Origin of the sequence: Streptomyces sp. NBC_00988 (assembly GCF_045162645.1) — a bacterium.
In the GTDB taxonomy this organism is placed as follows: Bacteria; Actinomycetota; Actinomycetes; order Streptomycetales; family Streptomycetaceae; genus Streptomyces.
Window position 1 is genome coordinate 5,788,712 of record NZ_CP108730.1, and the last position, 18,429, is coordinate 5,807,140.

Genomic DNA, 18,429 nt, shown 5'->3' on the forward strand with positions numbered 1-18,429 from the left:
GTGAACACCTCGCCCTCGCCCACCGCCACCGCCGCCGCCCTCCTCCCCCTCGTCGGCGGCCCCGCGAACGTCACCTCCGTGGCCCACTGCATGACCCGCCTCCGGCTCGGCCTGGCGGACCGTTCGCTGGTGGACGAGGAGGCGCTGCGGGCGCTGCCCGGCGTGCTCGGGGTCGTGGACGACGACACGTACCAGATCGTGCTGGGGCCGGGGGTGGTGGCAAGGGTGACCCCGGAGTTCGAGAAGTTGCTGAGTGGCGCCGCCGGTGAACTGGCCGCGCGGGGCGCCGAGTTGAAGGAGGCACAGCGGGCCCGCAACGCCACCCCCGGCAAACTCCTCCTCCGCCGGATCGCCAACATCTTCGTCCCGCTCATCCCCGCCCTCATCGGCTGCGGAGTCCTCGCCGGCCTCAACGGGCTGCTGATCAACATGGGTTGGCTCCCGGGAGTCACGGGCGCCCTCGCCGTCATCCCCTCCGCGTTCCTCACCCTCATCGCGGTATTTGTCGGTTACAACACGGCGAAGGAGTTCGGCGGGACACCGGTGCTGGGCGGGGCGGTGGCCGCGGTCGTGGTGTACCCCGGGGTCGCAAAGGTCACGGCCTTCGGGGTCGCCCTCTCCCCCGGCCAGGGCGGTGTACTGGGCGCACTGGCAGCCGCGTTCCTCGGCACGTACGTCGAGAAGTGGTGCCGCACCTGGGTCCCCGCGACCCTCGACGTCCTCGTCACCCCCACCCTGACGGTCCTGATCGCGGGCCTCGCGACGCTCTACGGCCTCATGTACGCGGCCGGTGAGATCTCCACGGCGATCGGCACGGCCGCGAACTGGCTCCTGTCCACCACCGGCCCCTTCGCGGGCCTGATCCTCGGCGGCCTCTTCCTCCCCCTGGTGATGCTGGGCCTCCACCAGGCCCTCATCCCCATCCACACCACCCTCATCGAACAGCAGGGCTACACCGTCCTGTTGCCCATCCTGGCGATGGCGGGCGCGGGCCAGGTGGGTGCGGCGGTGGCGGTGTACTTCCGTATGCACCACGACACTTCACTCCGCACGACCATCAAGTCGGCGCTCCCCGCAGGGTTGTTGGGCGTCGGCGAACCCCTCATCTACGGCGTCTCGCTCCCCCTCGGCCGACCGTTCCTGACCGCCTGCGCGGGCGGGGCGGCGGGCGGGGCGTTCGTCGGGTTCTTCGCGTTGCTGGGCGACAAGGTGGGGGCGACGGCGATCGGGCCGTCGGGGTGGGCGCTGTTCCCGCTGCTGGCGGGGAACAGGGGGCTGGGGATGACGGTGGCGATCTACGGGGGCGGGCTGCTGACGGGGTACGGGGTGGGGTTCGTGGCGACGTATTTCCTGGGATTGGGTGGGGTGAGCGGGGTGAGTGGGGCGACTGGGGTAAGTGGGGTAAGGCCGGGTGACGCTTCCCGGGCATGATCGTTTCCCCGTCATGAAGAAGATCCTCATGGCCGCGGCCTGCGCCGCCGCCGCTCTCACCCTGGCCACACCCGCGCACGCGGACAACGACTCCAACTTCGGCGGAGGAACGAACGCGGCGAACAACTGGAACTTCACCGCTGCGGCTGTATGCCTCCAGGAAGTGGCCGTGGTTCCCGTCCTCGGCGACTGGGTCGGCGACCACGCCAACAACTGCTCCAACGGCAACGTCATCGACCACTCCGGCCGCTGACCGACCCGCCCCGCCCCGGCGCCGTAGCGCTACTTGGCCCCGCGCCGGGCCCGGCGTCCCAGGTGATGAAGGTGTTCACTGCGCGACACGTCCCAGAGGTGCCCGCCACACCAGCGTGTACCGCCAGAACAGCCACCGCCGCGACCGGACGCGCGGCAGGACGCGGATCGCCTCGCGGCGGACCTCGGCGAAGGTCATCTCCGGCGGCCGGGTGACGGCGGTCATGGCCACCGGGCGGGACACGGCTCTACGACCCCGGTTCTTCACCCAGCCCACGACGAGGTTCAGGGCGACGGAGACGAGGCCGAGGGCGTCGTCGACGGCATCCGCCTCGCGGGCGCAGCCGACCACCACCAGGGTTCCGCCCGGGGCGAGTTGGTCGCGGAAGCGGGTCAGCGTCTCGGCGAAGGGGAGGTGGTGGAGGGCGGCGACGCAGGTGATGACGTCGTAGGGGCCGACGGGGATTCCGGCCCGGGCGTCGACGACGGTGAAGACCGCGGGGACGCCGGACGGGGTCAACTCCTTTGCTAGGGCGATGATTTGAGGGTCGGAGTCGATGCCCTCGACACCACCCGTGCTCCTCGCGGCAAGCAGCCGCACCAGGTCACCGCTCCCACAACCCACGTCGAGGGCTCGCCCGAACCTGCGGGGCAACTGCCGTAGCAGCCAAGGGTGGTAGTGGGCGTTGTGGCTCCAGGGGTGTTCGGAGTTGAAGGATTCGAGGGCCCGGAGGAGGCGGGGCGGGATCACGGCCATGGGACCAGTCGATCACGCGGCCCGCTCAGGGCAGGCGGGCTTCACGGTTCCGCTCCCGGACCCTCGCCCGCAGTACCTCCTCCTGCCCGGCGGGCCCCGTCGACTCCGGCGGACAGTCCCACTCCCGGCCGCCGGCCACGGGCCGCAACTGCACGTTCCCGCCCACGTGTCCCATCACCTCGCCGACCCGCCCGTCCCGTACGTCCACGGCATACGCCCCGACCGGGGGCCGTTCACCACGCAGCACGGACGCCAGCTTCTCGGCGGTACGGACGTTGCAGCGCCCCAGCATCACCAGCGCGAACTTCTCGTCGCTCGCACCCGTCACCGGGTCCACGCACAGGGACGGCAGGACGACACCGACACCGGTGAGCGCGTCCCGGAGCGAAGCGACGATTTCTTCCGTCGACCGGAGCATTCCTTGCACCTCCACACAGAGTTTGCTGTTCGCAACACAGCGTGGCGGCAACGTGTCTAACCTGGCCATACGGGGAGTCCCAACAAATTCCGGTGTTAGGACAGGGAGTTGCTGTGGCAGGACCGAAGGATCTCGACCCGTCGTCGTCACCGCGAGCCCTGCTCGGCGCAGAACTCCGGCACGCCCGCGAGAAGGCGGGCCTCAGCCAGGACGAGTTGGGGCAGCGGCTGTTCGTGAGCGGGTCGTTCATCGGGCAGTTGGAGGCGGGGGACGCGGCGGATGTTGCCGGAGTATGCGCGGATGCTGGACAAGGAGTTGGGGACGGGGGACTTCTTCGCGCGGAACTGTGGGGCGGCGGCGAAGTCCCAATACCCCGAGCACTTCGCTGAGGCGGCGGATGCGGAGCTCCGCGCTACGGCGATCAGGCAGTACGCGTCGATGCTGATCCCAGGGCTGCTCCAAACACCCGCGTACGCAAGGGCCGTCTGCCGGGCTTATCAGCCGACGGCAACCGACGAAGAGATCGACACGTTGGTAGCACAGCGGATGACGCGGGCGCACATCCTCGACGACCCAACAAAACCCTTGATGTGGGCGGTGATTGACGAATCCGCGCTACGGCGGATGACGGGTGGGCCCGGGGTCATGGCGGAGAACCTGCGCCACATCGCCGAACTGGGCCGCCGGAGCCGGGTGATCGTGCAAGTACTGCCGTTCGACGCGGGGGCGCATCCCGCGATGCAGGGCTGCATCAAGCTGATGGACTTCGCCGACGCCCCTCCGCTGATCTACCTCGAAGGCGTCGGCACCGGCCAGTTGGACGACGACCCCAGCATCGTCGCGGAGTACAGGCTCTACTACGAGTTCCTCTCGGCGTGCGCGCTCGCACCCGAGAAGTCTCTGGCCTTGATCGAGAGAATGGCGCAGGATTACGCCCATGAGGAACAGCCCTGATCTCGACCTGAGCACGGCCACTTGGCACAAGTCCAGCTACAGCGGTGGCGACGGCGGAGACTGCCTCGAAGTAGCCCGCTGGCGCAAGTCGACGTACAGCGGTGGCAGCGGCGATGACTGTGTGGAAGTCGCCGACGGCCACCCCGCCCTCGTCCCCGTCCGGGACTCCAAGAACCCCCTCGGCCCGAAACTGGTGTTCCGGGCCGCCGCATGGTCCACGTTCGTCGACGACCTCAAGTAAGCCCAACAACTCACCCGTTGGGATACGCCTCCGCGATCACCTTCGCACGGAGGACCGTCCACTGGGCCAGCATGTCGTGGACCAGGTACAGGTCACGGCGCCGGGTCCACGCCTGGCCCGACTCCAGGTCGTACGTGTGCGGCATGGCGAACCCCGTCGGGGCGTACGCCGGCATCGCGCGGTCGCGGGTCGTCTGCACGCACCGCTTGTGGTGGTCGCGGAAGCCGACGACGCAGGCGGTGCCGACGCCGCCCGGCGCCTGCTTGCGGTACTCGACGACCTGGGCCGCGACCCCGTCCGTGCTGAGATACGTGATCGTGCCGTCCGCCGCGATCTCGGGCTCGATCGACGTGACGTCGGTCATGCCGTACTTGGACTCCAGCCGGCGCGCGATCTCCCACTGGGCGTAGACGGGGAGGTCACGGCGGCCGGCGCGGATACGGGCGATGGTGTCGGCGAGTTCCTCGTTGACGGGGCCCGGCTCGGCGAGGACCTTCGTGGGGTCGCCGCCGCCGGCCGGGAGCCGGTTGCCGAAGGCGTAGGCCACGATGAAGTCGAACTTCTTCAGCGGCGCCGTCTCCGGGTGCCAGTCGAAACCGACGTCCTCGATGAGCGGGACGAGCGTCTTGGCGGTCGCCTTGTCGTCGAGCTCGGCGGCGAGGGCCGCGACCATCCGACGGCTCAGGCCGACCGGCCCGCCGTGCTGCGGGGATGCCTGGGGGGACGTCTGCGGGGATGCCTGCGCGGCCGTGGCACCGAGGACGGCGGGTGCGGCTACGGCGGCGGTGAGGGCGGCGGCGAATGCGCGTCGTTGCATGGTGATGTGACCTCTTCGTGGGGATGCCGGAGTGGATCAGCCGACCAGCGGATCCTTCTCGACGCCCCGGAATTCCATCGCGCCGAACCCGAGCCCCCGCACAAATAGGAGTTGAACGCCCCGTACGCCACCCCCCAACCCCACCACCCGCACCCCGCACCCCACGCCGAACCCGACTATCGTCGACAGGACCATGAACCACGCCCAGCAGACCGCCCTAGGCCGCGCCCTCCGCCTCCTCGGCGAGCACGGCGAGGCGCTCACGTCCGACACCCCCGACGCCCGGCTGCACGAGGTCAAGGCGGACCTCAAGCGCGCCCTCGACCTGCTGGACGACAGCGTCAGCGGCGCCGCGCCGACCACGCGCTGCCTGGAGCACCCGAACGGGCCGGTCGACGCCGACGCCCCCGACCTCTGCCTGCTCTGCGAGACCCGCCGCCGCTCGGCCCGCCGCTCCGAGTTCAACGGCCCCGCCGCGCCCCGGCCCACCGACACCACGCCGTCCCGCTACGGCGTCCGCGAGGACCGCCCGCAGGCCCAGCAGCGCTGGCTCCCCGAACTGTGGAACGGCCAGGCCTGGCAGCTCTGCGGCACCCCGCGCCGCGACCGCCACGAGGCCGAGCTGTACATCAACGCCGCGCGCCGCGGCTCCCGCCCGGCGATGGCATACCGCCTCGTGCACGAGTTCACGGACTACGAGGTGCTCCGCGTCTGGGGCACACCGGTGCACGTGGACATCGAGCCCCTGGGGAACCTCTGACGTGAGCCCGTTGGCGTGGAGCACGGATGTGGTGAGCGGACTCAAGTGGTGGCAGCGGGTGGTGCTGGTCGGGTGCCTGTGCGCGCTCGCGCTGCCGTTGTGGTTCGCCGCGAGGAACGTCCACCGGTTCGTCGACGGTGACTGGACGATCACGGAAGGGTACGTCCACTGCGAGTCGAACGACCGGTGCGAGGGCACCTGGGGCCTGCCCGGCGGACAGCAGGGGCGCGGGAAGATGGCGGGGTTGGCCTTCGAGTACGACGAGGAACAGGTCACGGGCATACGGCTCTACGCCGGCCAGGACTGGGCCGTGACCGACCGCTCCGACCTGGCCTTCCACGCGGCCTATGAGCTCGCCGGCGCCGCGATCGGCGCGGCCCTGATCGTCTCGGTCGCCTGGTTCAAGTCCCGCTAGCCGTCCTGCTGTTCCTGTTCCCGTTCCCGTTCGATGACCAACCGGGTCTGCTCCGCGTCCAGTTGGTACACCGTCTCGTGTGCCCGCGGGTCCCGTGCGTGGAAGGTGTGGAACAACGGCCCGGTCTCCCCGCCCAGTTCGACCCGTGAGGCCGAGGCACCGCGCACCGCCCGCTCCGTGCCGGGCGCGGTCGTCAGGTCGATCCGGTTGACGACACCCGGCGTGACCCACACCGGCGTCGCCTCCAGGAAGCCGAAGAGCTGGAGGTGGAAGTGCCCGGTGAGGACGACCCGTACGTCACTCCCCCGGATCGCGTCCGCCAGCTCCCCGGGATTCCGCAGCCCGAAGGCCTGCTGGGTCGGCACGTCGAGGGCGATCGGCGGATGGTGGAAGGCGAGGACGGTCCCGTTCCCGAACGGCGTGCTCAACTCCTCCTTCAGCCAGTCCAGTTGGGCCCCGCTCAGCCGCCCGTACACCTTCCCCGGCACCAACGAGTCGAGCGTGATGAACCGATACTCGCCCACGTCACTCACGGCCGCGCACGCGAACTCCACCGGAAACACGGCGGACACGACCCGATCCGTGCCGTCGGCGGCCAGGTGCCCGCTCCCCAACACCTTCCCGAACGCCTCGCGTTCGTCATGGTTCCCGGTCGTGTAGAAGACCGGCACCCCGCCCATCCTCCGCGCGAAGCCTCCGACCAGCTCCCGTACGGCCGTATACGCCTCCACCGCCCCGTCGTTGGCGAGGTCCCCGGTGACGACGATCGCGTCCACCCCGCGCTGATGCCGCAACTCGGCAAGCATCAGCCGCAGCGAGTCCGTCGCGTTGATGCCATGGCGGTTGGGAGCGTCGGTGCGCTCCAAGTGGGTGTCGGACAGGTGCAGGATCCTCATGTGCGGGCACGCTAGCCCGAGTTGGGGGCAGCCGACAGGGGCCGGAACCGCAGCCCGGGCGCGGCGGGCGGCCGTCCGGTACATCGCCGTGACCCCCGGCACACCTCCACGAGTCCGTCACAGGGCAATAACAATCTTCACTACAGCAACCACACAGGCTGCCGGGCGGTTAGTGCCCATACACCCGACCCGCCACCTCTTGTCCGACAGATGATCCTTGGCCGTCACACAGAAAACACAGCCGAGGGAATCCGGGAGCCCGTCCGAGTCAAGAGCAGGTACGTCTACCACCTGCATCTTTGACTACCCCGTGACTTCGCTTCAGCTCCGCTTCACAGTTTCTTGACCTTTGATCAGGCACCTCGTAGCGCACTGGGCGTCACGAGGTAATCGCAGGAGTTGTGTTGGGACTCAAGGGGAGAAGGGTCTTCTCTGCCGCAAGGGGGCGGGGAAGATCGTCGCGCGCTGTGCTGAGACGTACAGCGTTGACTGTGGCCGTCGTGCTGGCAGTGGAGACGGCACTGGTGTCGTTGGAGACGGGAACGGCGTTCGCGGCCGACTCGACCACCACGGCCGTGACCGCCGTGTCGGACACCAAGTCGGTCGCGTCGTCGGCGGATTCGGTGGCGGCCGCGCTATTGATGGCACGGTTGCAGAACCGGAAGATCGAGGTGCTGTCGGAGCGGACGGCGGACTCGACGACGTACGCACTGCCGAGCGGTGAGCTGCAGACGTCGACGTACGCGGGGCCGATCCGGCAGCAGGTGGCCGGCGGGACGTGGCGGGACATCAACACGTCGTTGTCGGACACGGGCGCGTCGCTGGAACCGGAGGTCGCCGCGGCCGACATCGCGGTCTCCGACGGCGGTGACACCGCGCTGGTGTCGGTCGACAAGGGCAGTACGTCGTTCGGCCTGGGCTGGGAGTCCAAGCTGCCGACGCCGACGGTGAAGGACGACACCGCCTCCTACGACCTGGGCGGCGACCAGACCCTGACGGTGACCGCGCTGGCCCAGGGTTTCAGCCAGGACATCGTCCTGGACTCCGCGCCCGACAGCGCCCCGGTGTACCGGATTCCCTTGCAGCTCAAGGGACTTGTACTGTCAGTGGCCGACTCCGGCCATCTGCTGCTGAAGGACGGTGACGGCAAGCTGGTGGCCGAGGCACCGGCGCCGATGATGTGGGACTCCTCCAAGGACGACGCCTCCGGTGAGTCGAAGCACCAGGCGAAGGTCGCCACGAAGGTGGAGACCGCCGACGACGGCAGCCAGACCCTGGTGCTGAGTCCGGACGCGGACTACTTCACCCAGGACCTGGCCTACCCGGTCACCGTGGACCCGACCTCCACCCTCGCCGTCACCACGGACACCTGGGTGCAGACCCCGGACTACACCGACTCCCAGGTCTCCTCGACGGAGTTGAAGTCGGGCACGTACGACGCGGGCAGCGACGTGGCGCGCTCGTATCTGAAGTTCGACGTGTCGAAGTTCGTCGGCAAGCACATCACCGACACGAACCTCGCCCTGTACTCGTACTACGCCTCGACCTGCTCGACGTCCGGCGCGGGTACGCAGGTGCGGCGGATCACCTCCACGTGGTCGTCGTCCACCGTCACCTGGGCCGCCCAGCCGTCGACCACCACGACGGGCGCGGTGACCAACACCGCCGCGCTGGGCTACAGCACCTCCTGCCCCGCGGGCACGATGAACTTCGACATCGACGCCATCGTGCAGGCGTGGGCGGCCGGTTCGACCAACTACGGCCTGCAACTGCGCGGCGCGAGCGAGACCGACTCCCTGACCTGGCGGCGCTTCCGCTCGGCCAACTACGTCTCCGGGGACGGCTCGACCGAGCCGCACCTGACGGTGACGTACAACTCGTATCCCTCGACGCCGAGTTCGCTCACTATCTCCCCGTCACAGGTCAACGCGTACAACGGCAAGCGGTACGTCACCTCGCTCACACCGACCCTCTCCGCGAAGGTCACCGACCCCGACGGGTCCAGCACCAAGGGCCAGTTCGAGATCACGGCGGACCCGACGTACGCGGACACCACGTACTCCTACACCGGCACGTCGTCCGCGGTGTCCTCCGGCTCGACCGCGAAACTCGCGATCCCGTCCGCCTCCGCCTTCCCGGCCGGCGTGCATCTGCGGTACCGCGTGCGGGCCTACGACGGTACGGACTACGGCAGTTGGACCGGCTACACCACGTTCGTGCTGAACACCGGGCTGCCGGTCGCGCCGACCGTCACCTGTGACACGTACGAGCAGAACGGCTGGACGGCCAAGGCCGACGACGCCGACACCTGCACCATCGACACCTCTTCCACGGATGGCGCCGGCTACTACTGGGGCCTGGACAACAGCAGCCTGCCGAACAAGGCGCTCGACACCGCCAACGGCAACGGTGGCGACGCGCTCACCGTCTCCATCGACCCGGCGGACGGCTGGCACACGCTGTACGCCAAGACCGTCGACTCCGGAGGAAACCTTTCTTCAACCACGACGGCCTACTCCTTCGGCGTGGGTGAGGACGGCGCGGCGATCCTGTCACCTCAGGACGGCGACACCACTGCCCGCCGGCTCACCCTCGCTGCCAAGGGACTGACGACCTACACCGGAGTCACCTGGCAGTACCGGCGCGGCGAGACCGACGACTGGCACACCGTCCCGGTGGGTGACGTCACCGCCTCCGGCACGGCAGTATCCGCCTGGCCGGTCGCCGTCACGAGCGGCACCGCCACCAAACTGGTCTGGAACACGGTCGGTTCCCTCTCTGAAGACGGCGCGATCGACCTGCGCGCCGCCTTCACCGACGGCACGACCACCGGCCACTCGCAGACGGTCGAGGTCACCCTGGACCGGGACGCCGGCACCGCCGCCACCGCGTCGGTCGGCCCCGGCACAGTGAACGAACTCACCGGTGACTACACCCTGTCGGCCACCGACGCCGCCGCCTTCGACTCAAGCGTCTCGCGCACCTACTCCTCGCGCTCCAACGACACCGACACCGAGGGCCAGGCACAGATCTTCGGCCCCGGCTGGACCTCCTCCGTCACCGGCGAGGCAAGCGGCTACACCCTGATCCGCAAGACCTCCGCCACCTCGGTGGAACTGCTCAGCGCGGATGGCACAGCGACCGCCTTCACGGCCACCTCGGGTGGTGGTTGGCAGCCGGAGACCGGCGCCGACTACCTGACCCTGACGGGCTCGCTGTCCGGTTCGGCGTTCACCCTCACGGACACGGCCGCCGACACCACGGTGTTCACCAAGGCAGCCAACGCCGTGACCACCTGGACGCTGTCGTCCTCGGCTTCCGCCGTCGACGACTCCACCGTCACCACCGTCTCGGAGACCGTCACCTCCGGCAGCCAGACCCTGGCCCGCCCGAAGTACGTCATCTCCCCGGCGACCGGAATCAAGGCCGCGACCTGCCAGGCCACCCCCTCCACCCAGGGCTGCCGGGTTCTGGAGTTCGTCTACGCGGACACCACCACCGCCACCGACTCGGTGCTCGGCGACTACGCGGGCCAGGTCAAGGCGATCAAGCTGTGGGCCACCAGCCCTGGTGACTCCACCGCCACCGCCGAGACCCTCGCCGCCTACGCGTACGGCGCCTCAGGCAAGCTCCGTCAGGTCTGGGACCCACGCATCAGTCCCTCCCTCAAGACCGAGTACACCTACGACTCCGACGGCCACGTCGTCACCCTCACCGAACCGGGTCAGCTGCCGTGGACGTTCACCTACGGCAAGGCCGGTTCGACGGCGACCGCCGGTGCGGGCATGCTGCTGACGGCATCCCGGGCAACCCTCACCTCGGGTACGGACACGGTCGACGGCTCCAGCACCATCTGGAGCGTCGTGTACGACGTACCGCTCTCCGGCGACAGCGCGCCGCATCAGATGGACGCGGACACCGTGGCCGCCTGGGCACAGAGCGACGCACCGACCGACGCCACGGCGGTACTCGCCCAGGACAAGGCCGCCGCGTCCCACGCGGGCGGTGACCTGACCGCGGACGCCTATGGTTCGGCCACGGTCAGCTACCTGGACGCGAGCGGCAGCGTGGTCGACACCGTCTCCCCGTCCGGTGCGACCACCACCACGGCGTACGACCTGTACGGCAACGACGTATTCTCCCTGTCCGCTGCCAACCGAGAACTCGCCCTCGGCACCGGCGACAACGCCGACGCGCAGTTGGAGGAGCTGGGGCTGACCGCACTGTCGACGGCCGAGCGGGCACAGCGGCTCGCGGATGTCACCGCGTACTCGGCGGACGGTCAGCAGGTCACCGACACCTACGGCCCGCTGCATGTGATCACGCTCGCCGCGGCCGCCGGATCCTACGCTGCCGGTGACACGGTTCCGGCGCGTGCGCACACCGCCTACAGGTACGACGAGGATCGGCCCTCCGACGCGGTCGTCTCCGACCTGGAGACCTCGGCCACCACCGGTGCTTCGATACCGGGCGTGGACGCGGACGCCGACACCGTGACCACCACGACCGGTTACGACTGGGCAACTGGCGCGGTGAAAGACTCGACCACCGGCTCGAAGACCACCGACCACGTCTACACCTACGACGCCTCCGGCCGGATCGCCACCTCGCGCACCGCGGGCTCGTCCGGTTCGGACGCGGCGACCCTCGGCTACGAGTACTACACCGCCTCCGGCTCCGGCTCCTGCGTGAACGCGGCATGGGTGGGACTGCTCTGCCGTACCACCCCGGCGGCGGCGATCACCGGCGGCGGCAGCAACCCGACCGCGGCCACCACCACCACGTACGAGTACAACCGGTGGGGCAAGGTCGCCGAAGCGACGGAGACCGCGGGGAGTTCGACCCGCACCACGGTCAGCGCCTTCGACACGGCGGGCCGGCTGAAGTCCGTCACGGTCACCAGTGGCCTCGGGACGGCCGTGACCGCCTCGGCGTACACCTACGACCCGGACTCGGGCGTGATGCTCACGCAGAAGGCGAACGGGCAGACGACGGCCTCGGACTACGACCGTCTGGGCCGGCTGCTCTCGTACGACGACGGTGACGGCGACATCACCACCTACGCGTACAACTCGCTCGGACAGCTGGCCTCCTCGACCGACTCCACGGGCGCGAGCACCGCGTACACCTATGACGCGGACGGCAACACCCTTACCGCCAAGGACTCCGAGGCGGGTACCTTCTCCGGCGCTTACGACGCCGACGGGCACCTGACGGGCCAGACCCTGCCCGGCGGCTACACGGAGGCGGTCGGCGTGGACCCGGCCGGCAACTCCATCTCCCGGGTGTACACGGACAGTTCCGGCACCACTGTGCTGTCCGACTCGGCCGACTACCTGATCACGGACCAGCAGGCCGGGCACACGCAGACGGACGGTTCCTCGGTGCAGACGGCGTACACCTACGATGCCCAGAGCCGCATCACCCAGGCCACGGACACCACGGCCACCGGCTGCACCACCCGCGCGTACGCCTTCGACGCGTCCGGCAACCGCACGACGCTGGCCACCACCAGCAGCACGGTCGCCGACTGCACCACCACGACGACCGCGACCACCGGCCACACCTACGACTCGGCCGACCGCCTCGTCGACAGCGGCTACACCTACGACGCCCTCGGCCGCACCCTGACCGACGGCTCCAGCACGTACGCGTACTACACCAACGACCTGGCGGCATCCGTCACCACGGGCACCAGCCGTACCGGCTACGGTCTCGACGGGGCGGGCCGGCTCGCCGTGACCACATCCTCCAGCAGTTCGGACAGCGGGACCACGTGGACCACGGACAGTGTGACGACCAGTCACTACGCCAACGACAGCGACTCCGCGACCTGGAGCGAGACCGGCACAGGCAGTGTCACCCGGAACGTCCTGGACCTCTCGGGTGCGCTCGCGGCGAGGGTGACGGACTCGGGTTCGGCGGTGCTCCAGCTGGAGAACCTCCACGGTGACATCGCGGTGACCCTGAACCTGGACGGCTCGGGCACGGCGACGGTCAGTCACTACGACGAGTACGGCAATGTCCAGGACGGTTCGACCGCGCTCGCCTTCGGCTGGCTCGGCTCGTACCAGCTCGCGACGGACACGGCCGGCGCCGTCAGTGTCATGGGTGCCCGCCTGTACAGCGCCTCGACCGGTCGCTTCCTTCAGGTCGACCCGGTATACAGCGGAAGTGCGAACACGTACGACTACTGCGACGCGGACGGCGCCAACTGCACCGACCTCGACGGCACCTGCCCGAGTGGGTGGCGCCACTTCACTGCCAAGACTCTGTGCAAGGCAGCGGTCTGGGCCGCTACCTCGCTGATCACGGCGGTGGGGGAGTCGCTCTGCCTGGCCTACGCTGCTGTCCTGCTCTGGGCCTGCAGCGCGGTTGTGGGAGGCCTCGCGGACGCGGTGAGCTACTTCATCGAGACCCGGTGGGACGGCGGGTTCACCTGGAGCAACTTCTTCCTGGAGTTCGCCGTCGGAGCGGCCATCGGTCTCGGCGCGGGTGGCATCGGGCAGGTGATGGCCAAGAAGGCCGGGGGTCGCAAAGCCGTCCGAAGGATTGCCCGGTACATCATCAAGATCGGAAAGAGGCTCAAGGTGCGTCGCGTTACCAGCGTCCTCGCTCGCAGAATGACGTCGGCCCTGTGATGCGCGGCCTGATCAAGCAGTTGCGTGTGTCGCTCCTGGTCACCCTCGGGCTCTCGGTCTTCGACCTGTCGCACGAGGTCCTGCGAGCGACCCGGTCGGGGAACTACCTGGCGGCCGTGGGTGACTGGGCCGTCTGGACCGCCGTCATCTGTCTGTGCGTCGCCGTGGTGCACGCCGTGATCTACGGCGCGGTGCACACCGGACGACCGGGGTCCGGAGAGGCAAGGGGGGTCTGGGTCGGCCTGCTGGTTCTGCAGGTGTTCGGCCTCCTGCTCGCATGGCCGTTGTGGACCAGGGTCACCGACGGGTCCCACACCACAGGTTCGGAGACGTTCCTTGCGGCCGTATCCGTTCTGGTGATTCTTCTGCCCCTGCTGACGAGCGCCGCAGCATGGGGATGGACAAGGCTGCAGGGAACGGCGTCCGACATCGCCCGGAACAGGGCCCTGTTCTTCGGGATCCTTGCCCTGCTTCCTCAGATGCTGGCAGCCGGGATTCTCTGGGCGTCGGTGTAACGACAAGAACGGCTGGGGCTGTTGCCCCAGCCGTTCTCCATGTGCGTATCGGCGTCAGCTCAGCGACTTCAACGCCGCCGCGTCATAAGGCGCCAGCTCCTCCACCCGCCCCGCAAGGACCTTCGCCGCCCACTCCGGGTCCTGAAGCAGCGCCCGTCCCACCGCCACCATGTCGAACTCGTCCCGCTCCAGGCTGTCGAGGAGGTCATCGATGCCCTTGACCGGCGCGCCCTCGCCCCGGAACCCCTTGAGGAAGTCCCCGTCGAGGCCGACCGACCCGACCGTGATGGTCTGCTTGCCGGTGAGCTTCTTGGTCCAGCCCGCGAGGTTGAGGTCGGAGCCGGTCTCCTCGAACTCGGGGAGCCAGTAACGGCGGGTGGACGCGTGGAAGACATCCACACCGGCCGCCGCGAGCGGGGTCAGGATCGCCTCCAGCTCCTCCGGCGTCTCCGCCAGACGGGCCCGGTAGACCTCCTGCTTCCACTGCGAGTAACGGAAGATGATCGGGAACTCCGGGGACACGGTCTCCCGGACCGCCGCCACGATCTCCGCCGCGAACTTCGTACGGGCGACCGCGTCACCGCCGTAGGCGTCCGTACGACGGTTCGTGCCCGCCCACAGGAACTGGTCGAGGAGATACCCGTGCGCCCCGTGCAGCTCGACCCCGTCGAACCCGATCCGCTCCGCCGCGGCCGCCGCCTCGGCGAACGCGCCGATGACGTCGTCCAGGTCCCGCTGCGTCATGGCCGTACCGGTGACCTCGTCGCTGCCGATCCGCAGCCCGGAGGGGCCGACGGCGGGCGCGTCCGCGTACGGCGGCTGGCCCTGCTCGCGGACCATGCCGATGTGCCACAGCTGCGGCACGATCGTGCCGCCCGCCGCGTGCACGCCGTCGGCGACCTTCGCCCAGCCCGCGAGCTGCTCCTCGCCGTGGAAGCGCGGGATGTCGTCAGTCTGCCCGGCCGAGTCGTGACCGACGTAGGTGCCCTCGGTGACGATGAGACCGACACCCGCGGCGGCCCGGCGCGCGTAGTACGACACCACGTCCTCACCGGGAATGCCGCCCGGCGAGAACTGCCGGGTCATCGGCGCCATCACGATCCGGTTGGGGACGGTCAGGCCGTTGAGGGTGATCGGACGGCCGAGGATTTCGGCCGCTCGGGAGGCGGGGGCGGTCGTAGACACGTGTGGGGGCTCCTCGGGACACCAGGCACCGGATATCAGGTACCAGTCGGTATGTGCGTATGCATTGATCATGCGTCAACGACAACCTTCCGGCCAAGACCTTCATTCCGGCCGTCCCACACCGTGGCCTGTGATCCCGGACACCTGTGACTCCGAACACCGTGACCCCGGACACGCCCGAGGGCGGCACCCCCTGTCGGAACAGGAAGTACCGCCCTCGGTAAGACCGTTGATCAACCAGAGGTCGATCAGAAGTCCATGTCACCGCCCGGCATGCCGCCACCGGCGCCCGCGCCGGCACCGGCCTTCTCGGGCTTGTCGGCGATGACGGCCTCGGTGGTGAGGAAGAGCGCGGCGATGGACGCGGCGTTCTGCAGGGCAGAGCGCGTGACCTTCGCCGGGTCGATGATGCCCTCGGCGATCATGTCCACGTACTCACCGGTGGCGGCGTTGAGGCCGTGACCGATGGGCAGGTTGCGGACCTTCTCGACGACGACTCCGCCTTCGAGGCCACCGTTGACGGCGATCTGCTTCAGCGGGGCCTCCAGGGCCAGCTTCACGATCGCGGCACCCGTGGCCTCGTCACCTTCGAGCTCAAGCTTCTCGAAGACGTGGCCCGCCTGGATGAGCGCGACGCCGCCACCGGCGACGATGCCCTCCTCGACGGCCGCCTTCGCGTTGCGAACGGCGTCCTCGATGCGGTGCTTGCGCTCCTTGAGCTCGACCTCGGTGGCCGCGCCCGCCTTGATGACGGCGACGCCGCCGGCGAGCTTGGCGAGGCGCTCCTGGAGCTTCTCGCGGTCGTAGTCCGAGTCGCTGTTCTCGATCTCGGCGCGGATCTGGTTGACGCGACCGGCAACCTGGTCCGCCGAGCCCGAGCCGTCGACGATCGTCGTCTCGTCCTTGGTGATGACGACCTTGCGGGCGCGGCCGAGGAGATCCACGGTCGCGTTCTCCAGCTTGAGGCCGACCTCCTCGGAGATGACCTCGCCGCCCGTGAGGATGGCGATGTCGCCGAGCATGGCCTTGCGACGGTCACCGAAGCCCGGAGCCTTGACGGCGACGGACTTGAAGGTGCCGCGGATCTTGTTGACGACCAGCGTGGACAGGGCCTCGCCCTCGACGTCCTCGGCGATGATCAGCAGCGGCTTGCCCGACTGCATGACCTTCTCCAGGAGCGGGAGCAGGTCCTTGACGTTGGCGATCTTCGAGTTGGCGATCAGGATGTACGGGTCGTCGAGCGACGCCTCCATACGCTCCATGTCGGTGGCGAAGTACGCCGAGATGTAGCCCTTGTCGAAGCGCATACCCTCGGTGAGCTCCAGCTCCAGACCGAAGGTCTGGGACTCCTCGACGGTGATGACGCCTTCCTTGCCGACCTTGTCCATCGCCTCGGCGATGAGCTCGCCGATCTGGCTGTCGGCGGCGGAGATGGAGGCCGTAGAAGCGATCTGCTCCTTGGTCTCCACGTCCTTGGCCTGCTCCAGCAGGGCACCGGAGACGGCCTCGACGGCCTTCTCGATACCGCGCTTGAGGGCCATCGGGTTGGCGCCCGCGGCTACGTTGCGCAGGCCTTCCTTGACGAGAGCCTGGGCGAGCACGGTCGCGGTGGTCGTACCGTCGCCGGCGACGTCGTCCGTCTTCTTGGCGACTTCCTTGACCAGCTCGGCGCCGATCTTCTCGTACGGGTCCTCCAGCTCGATCTCCTTGGCGATGGAGACACCATCGTTGGTGATCGTGGGGGCGCCCCACTTCTTCTCAAGGACGACGTTGCGGCCCTTGGGGCCGAGGGTGACCTTGACGGCGTCGGCGAGCTGGTTCATACCGCGCTCAAGGCCTCGCCGCGCCTCCTCGTCGAACGCGATGATCTTGGCCATGTGAAGTGGTCCTCCCGGACTGGGGTGGATTGCTCCGGACCGCGCTGGCGCCCGCGACGGACGGCTCGCCTGCCCCGTGGCTCCTTGCGCCACCTGGCCTGCGGGCCTCACCGACCCGATCCTTCGTTATCACTCTCACCTTCAGAGTGCTAACGCCAATGATTAGCACTCGGCATGGTCGAGTGCAAGCGGCTCCCAGGTTCTGGGCCCCATCCTTCGCGGGGCGCGCGAGGTGCGCACGGGGCATGCCGAAGGGCCCGTACCCCAGGAGGTGACCCCCCAGGAGTACGAGCCCTTCGGTGAGGAACGAAGAACGTCGCTGCTGTTCGTCGGCGCGTGCTTCAGCCGGTCGCGAGCCGGACCATGTCCGCCTGCGGCCCCTTCTGACCCTGCGAGATCTCGAAATCGACCCGCTGACCCTCTTCCAGGGTGCGGTAGCCGTCCATCTGAATCGCGCTGTAGTGGACGAAAACATCCGCACCACCGTCGACCGCGATGAAGCCGTACCCCTTCTCCGCGTTGAACCATTTGACGGTGCCCTGAGCCATGCCTAACTCCCCTATTACTGGCCCTTGCACGGACCCGCACTTCGCGGATCCGGGTCAGACCTCACCCCCCACAGGATTGGGGGCGTGCGCCGGAACGCGTCGACCGCGGCCGAATGTATCCGTCCAACTGCCGTCTGCAACAGGTCAATCCGACGAGAATTCCGGGCAGGACCGGTCGGGAATATACGGAGAATTCGTCCGACGTCAGGGCAAGTCGGGCCCGATAAAGGGAACATAAGGCGCAAAAAGACTGCACACTTTGGCTACTTCTCATCGCACGCGGAGCGGGTACTCATATGCGTCCGGCATGCGGAGTGGAGCGGGTTCCCCAACTGTACCCCGCTCAACCCTACAGAATTGCCCCCTCCGCTTCTCTCACGGAGGGGGCAATTCGATGAACTCTTGGTAATCGGCGTTACCGAGGGTAATTATCAGCCGCCGGCGACGGCCGGAATGATCGACACCCCGGCCCCGTCCGGAGTGGCCGTCTCCAGCCCCTGCTCGAACCGCACGTCGTCGTCGTTCACGTACACGTTGACGAACCGCCGCAGCTTGCCCTGATCGTCGAGCACGCGGGCGGAGATCCCGGTGTGGTTCTTCTCCAGGTCGCTGATGACCTCGGCGAGGGTGGCACCTTCGGCGGTCACTTCGGCCTGACCGCCGGTGTAGGTGCGCAGGATGGTGGGGATGCGGACGGAAACGCTCATGCTGATGACCTCCCG

General features: G+C 68.7%; 15 protein-coding genes and 1 pseudogene. 8 read left to right on the forward strand and 8 right to left on the reverse strand.

Translation table 11 applies throughout. The features are described from left to right. Both OG496_RS26315 and OG496_RS26320 read left to right on the forward strand, forming a co-directional pair. A complete protein-coding gene (locus OG496_RS26315) occupies positions 1-1,431 on the forward strand; it encodes a PTS transporter subunit EIIC (protein ID WP_405972629.1) in 1,431 nt (476 codons plus the stop codon). Between the two features lie 13 nt (positions 1,432-1,444). Next, positions 1,445-1,684, forward strand: a complete 240-nt coding sequence (locus OG496_RS26320) for a hypothetical protein (RefSeq protein ID WP_405972630.1) — start codon at positions 1,445-1,447, stop codon at positions 1,682-1,684. Positions 1,685-1,759: 75 nt separating this feature from the next. Here OG496_RS26320 and OG496_RS26325 read toward each other — a convergent pair whose 3' ends face one another. Next, positions 1,760-2,440 (reverse strand): class I SAM-dependent methyltransferase, encoded by a 681-nt coding sequence (locus OG496_RS26325; RefSeq protein WP_405972631.1) that lies wholly within the window; start codon positions 2,438-2,440, stop codon positions 1,760-1,762. Between the two features lie 25 nt (positions 2,441-2,465). Continuing rightward, entirely contained in the window at positions 2,466-2,858 is a 393-nt protein-coding gene (locus tag OG496_RS26330; protein ID WP_033281220.1) for a hypothetical protein, read from the reverse strand. 113 nt (positions 2,859-2,971) lie between these two features. Here OG496_RS26330 and OG496_RS26335 point away from each other — a divergent pair. Both OG496_RS26335 and OG496_RS26340 read left to right on the forward strand, forming a co-directional pair. Continuing rightward, positions 2,972-3,812: pseudogene (locus OG496_RS26335) on the forward strand (Scr1 family TA system antitoxin-like transcriptional regulator). Continuing rightward, positions 3,796-4,053, forward strand: coding sequence for a DUF397 domain-containing protein (locus OG496_RS26340; protein WP_405972632.1), 258 nt, complete (start codon positions 3,796-3,798; stop codon positions 4,051-4,053). The pseudogene OG496_RS26335 and the gene OG496_RS26340 overlap by 17 nt, the downstream one beginning before the upstream one ends. A gap of 10 nt (positions 4,054-4,063) precedes the next feature. On the opposite strand, the gene OG496_RS26345 is transcribed toward OG496_RS26340, so the two are convergent. Further along, a complete protein-coding gene (locus OG496_RS26345; RefSeq protein ID WP_405972633.1) occupies positions 4,064-4,870 on the reverse strand; it encodes a hypothetical protein in 807 nt (268 codons plus the stop codon). Positions 4,871-5,063: 193 nt separating this feature from the next. On the opposite strand from OG496_RS26345, the gene OG496_RS26350 reads away from it, so the two are divergent. Together OG496_RS26350 and OG496_RS26355 are read left to right on the forward strand one after the other, a co-directional pair. Then, positions 5,064-5,630, forward strand: coding sequence for a hypothetical protein (locus OG496_RS26350; RefSeq protein WP_366496764.1), 567 nt, complete (start codon positions 5,064-5,066; stop codon positions 5,628-5,630). A gap of 1 nt (position 5,631) precedes the next feature. After that, positions 5,632-6,045: a hypothetical protein gene (locus tag OG496_RS26355; RefSeq protein WP_405972634.1), complete on the forward strand. Its 414-nt coding sequence runs from the start codon at positions 5,632-5,634 to the stop codon at positions 6,043-6,045. Here OG496_RS26355 and OG496_RS26360 read toward each other — a convergent pair. Beyond that, positions 6,042-6,941: a metallophosphoesterase family protein gene (locus OG496_RS26360; protein ID WP_399396050.1), complete on the reverse strand. Its 900-nt coding sequence runs from the start codon at positions 6,939-6,941 to the stop codon at positions 6,042-6,044. The genes OG496_RS26355 and OG496_RS26360 overlap by 4 nt on opposite strands. A gap of 500 nt (positions 6,942-7,441) precedes the next feature. On the opposite strand from OG496_RS26360, the gene OG496_RS26365 reads away from it, so the two are divergent. Both OG496_RS26365 and OG496_RS26370 read left to right on the forward strand, forming a co-directional pair. Then, positions 7,442-13,582 (forward strand): DNRLRE domain-containing protein, encoded by a 6,141-nt coding sequence (locus OG496_RS26365; RefSeq protein ID WP_405972635.1) that lies wholly within the window; start codon positions 7,442-7,444, stop codon positions 13,580-13,582. Continuing rightward, the gene (locus OG496_RS26370) at positions 13,582-14,097 is read left to right on the forward strand and encodes a hypothetical protein (protein WP_405972636.1); all 516 of its coding nucleotides are present in this window, start codon (positions 13,582-13,584) and stop codon (positions 14,095-14,097) included. The genes OG496_RS26365 and OG496_RS26370 overlap by 1 nt, the downstream gene beginning before the upstream one ends. A gap of 54 nt (positions 14,098-14,151) precedes the next feature. Here OG496_RS26370 and OG496_RS26375 read toward each other — a convergent pair whose 3' ends face one another. From OG496_RS26375 to OG496_RS26390, 4 genes are all read right to left on the reverse strand, one after another. Then, on the reverse strand, positions 14,152-15,282 hold the full coding sequence (locus OG496_RS26375) for an NADH:flavin oxidoreductase (RefSeq protein ID WP_405972637.1): 1,131 nt from the start codon (positions 15,280-15,282) through the stop codon (positions 14,152-14,154). A 248-nt stretch (positions 15,283-15,530) separates the two neighbouring features. Beyond that, a complete protein-coding gene (gene groL, locus OG496_RS26380) occupies positions 15,531-17,159 on the reverse strand; it encodes a chaperonin GroEL (RefSeq protein WP_366496759.1) in 1,629 nt (542 codons plus the stop codon). 341 nt (positions 17,160-17,500) lie between these two features. After that, complete coding sequence (locus OG496_RS26385) at positions 17,501-17,707, reverse strand: cold-shock protein (protein ID WP_007493268.1); 207 nt, start codon at positions 17,705-17,707, stop codon at positions 17,501-17,503. A gap of 431 nt (positions 17,708-18,138) precedes the next feature. Continuing rightward, on the reverse strand, positions 18,139-18,414 hold the full coding sequence (locus OG496_RS26390; protein WP_328682262.1) for a MoaD/ThiS family protein: 276 nt from the start codon (positions 18,412-18,414) through the stop codon (positions 18,139-18,141). Positions 18,415-18,429: the final 15 nt, after the last annotated feature.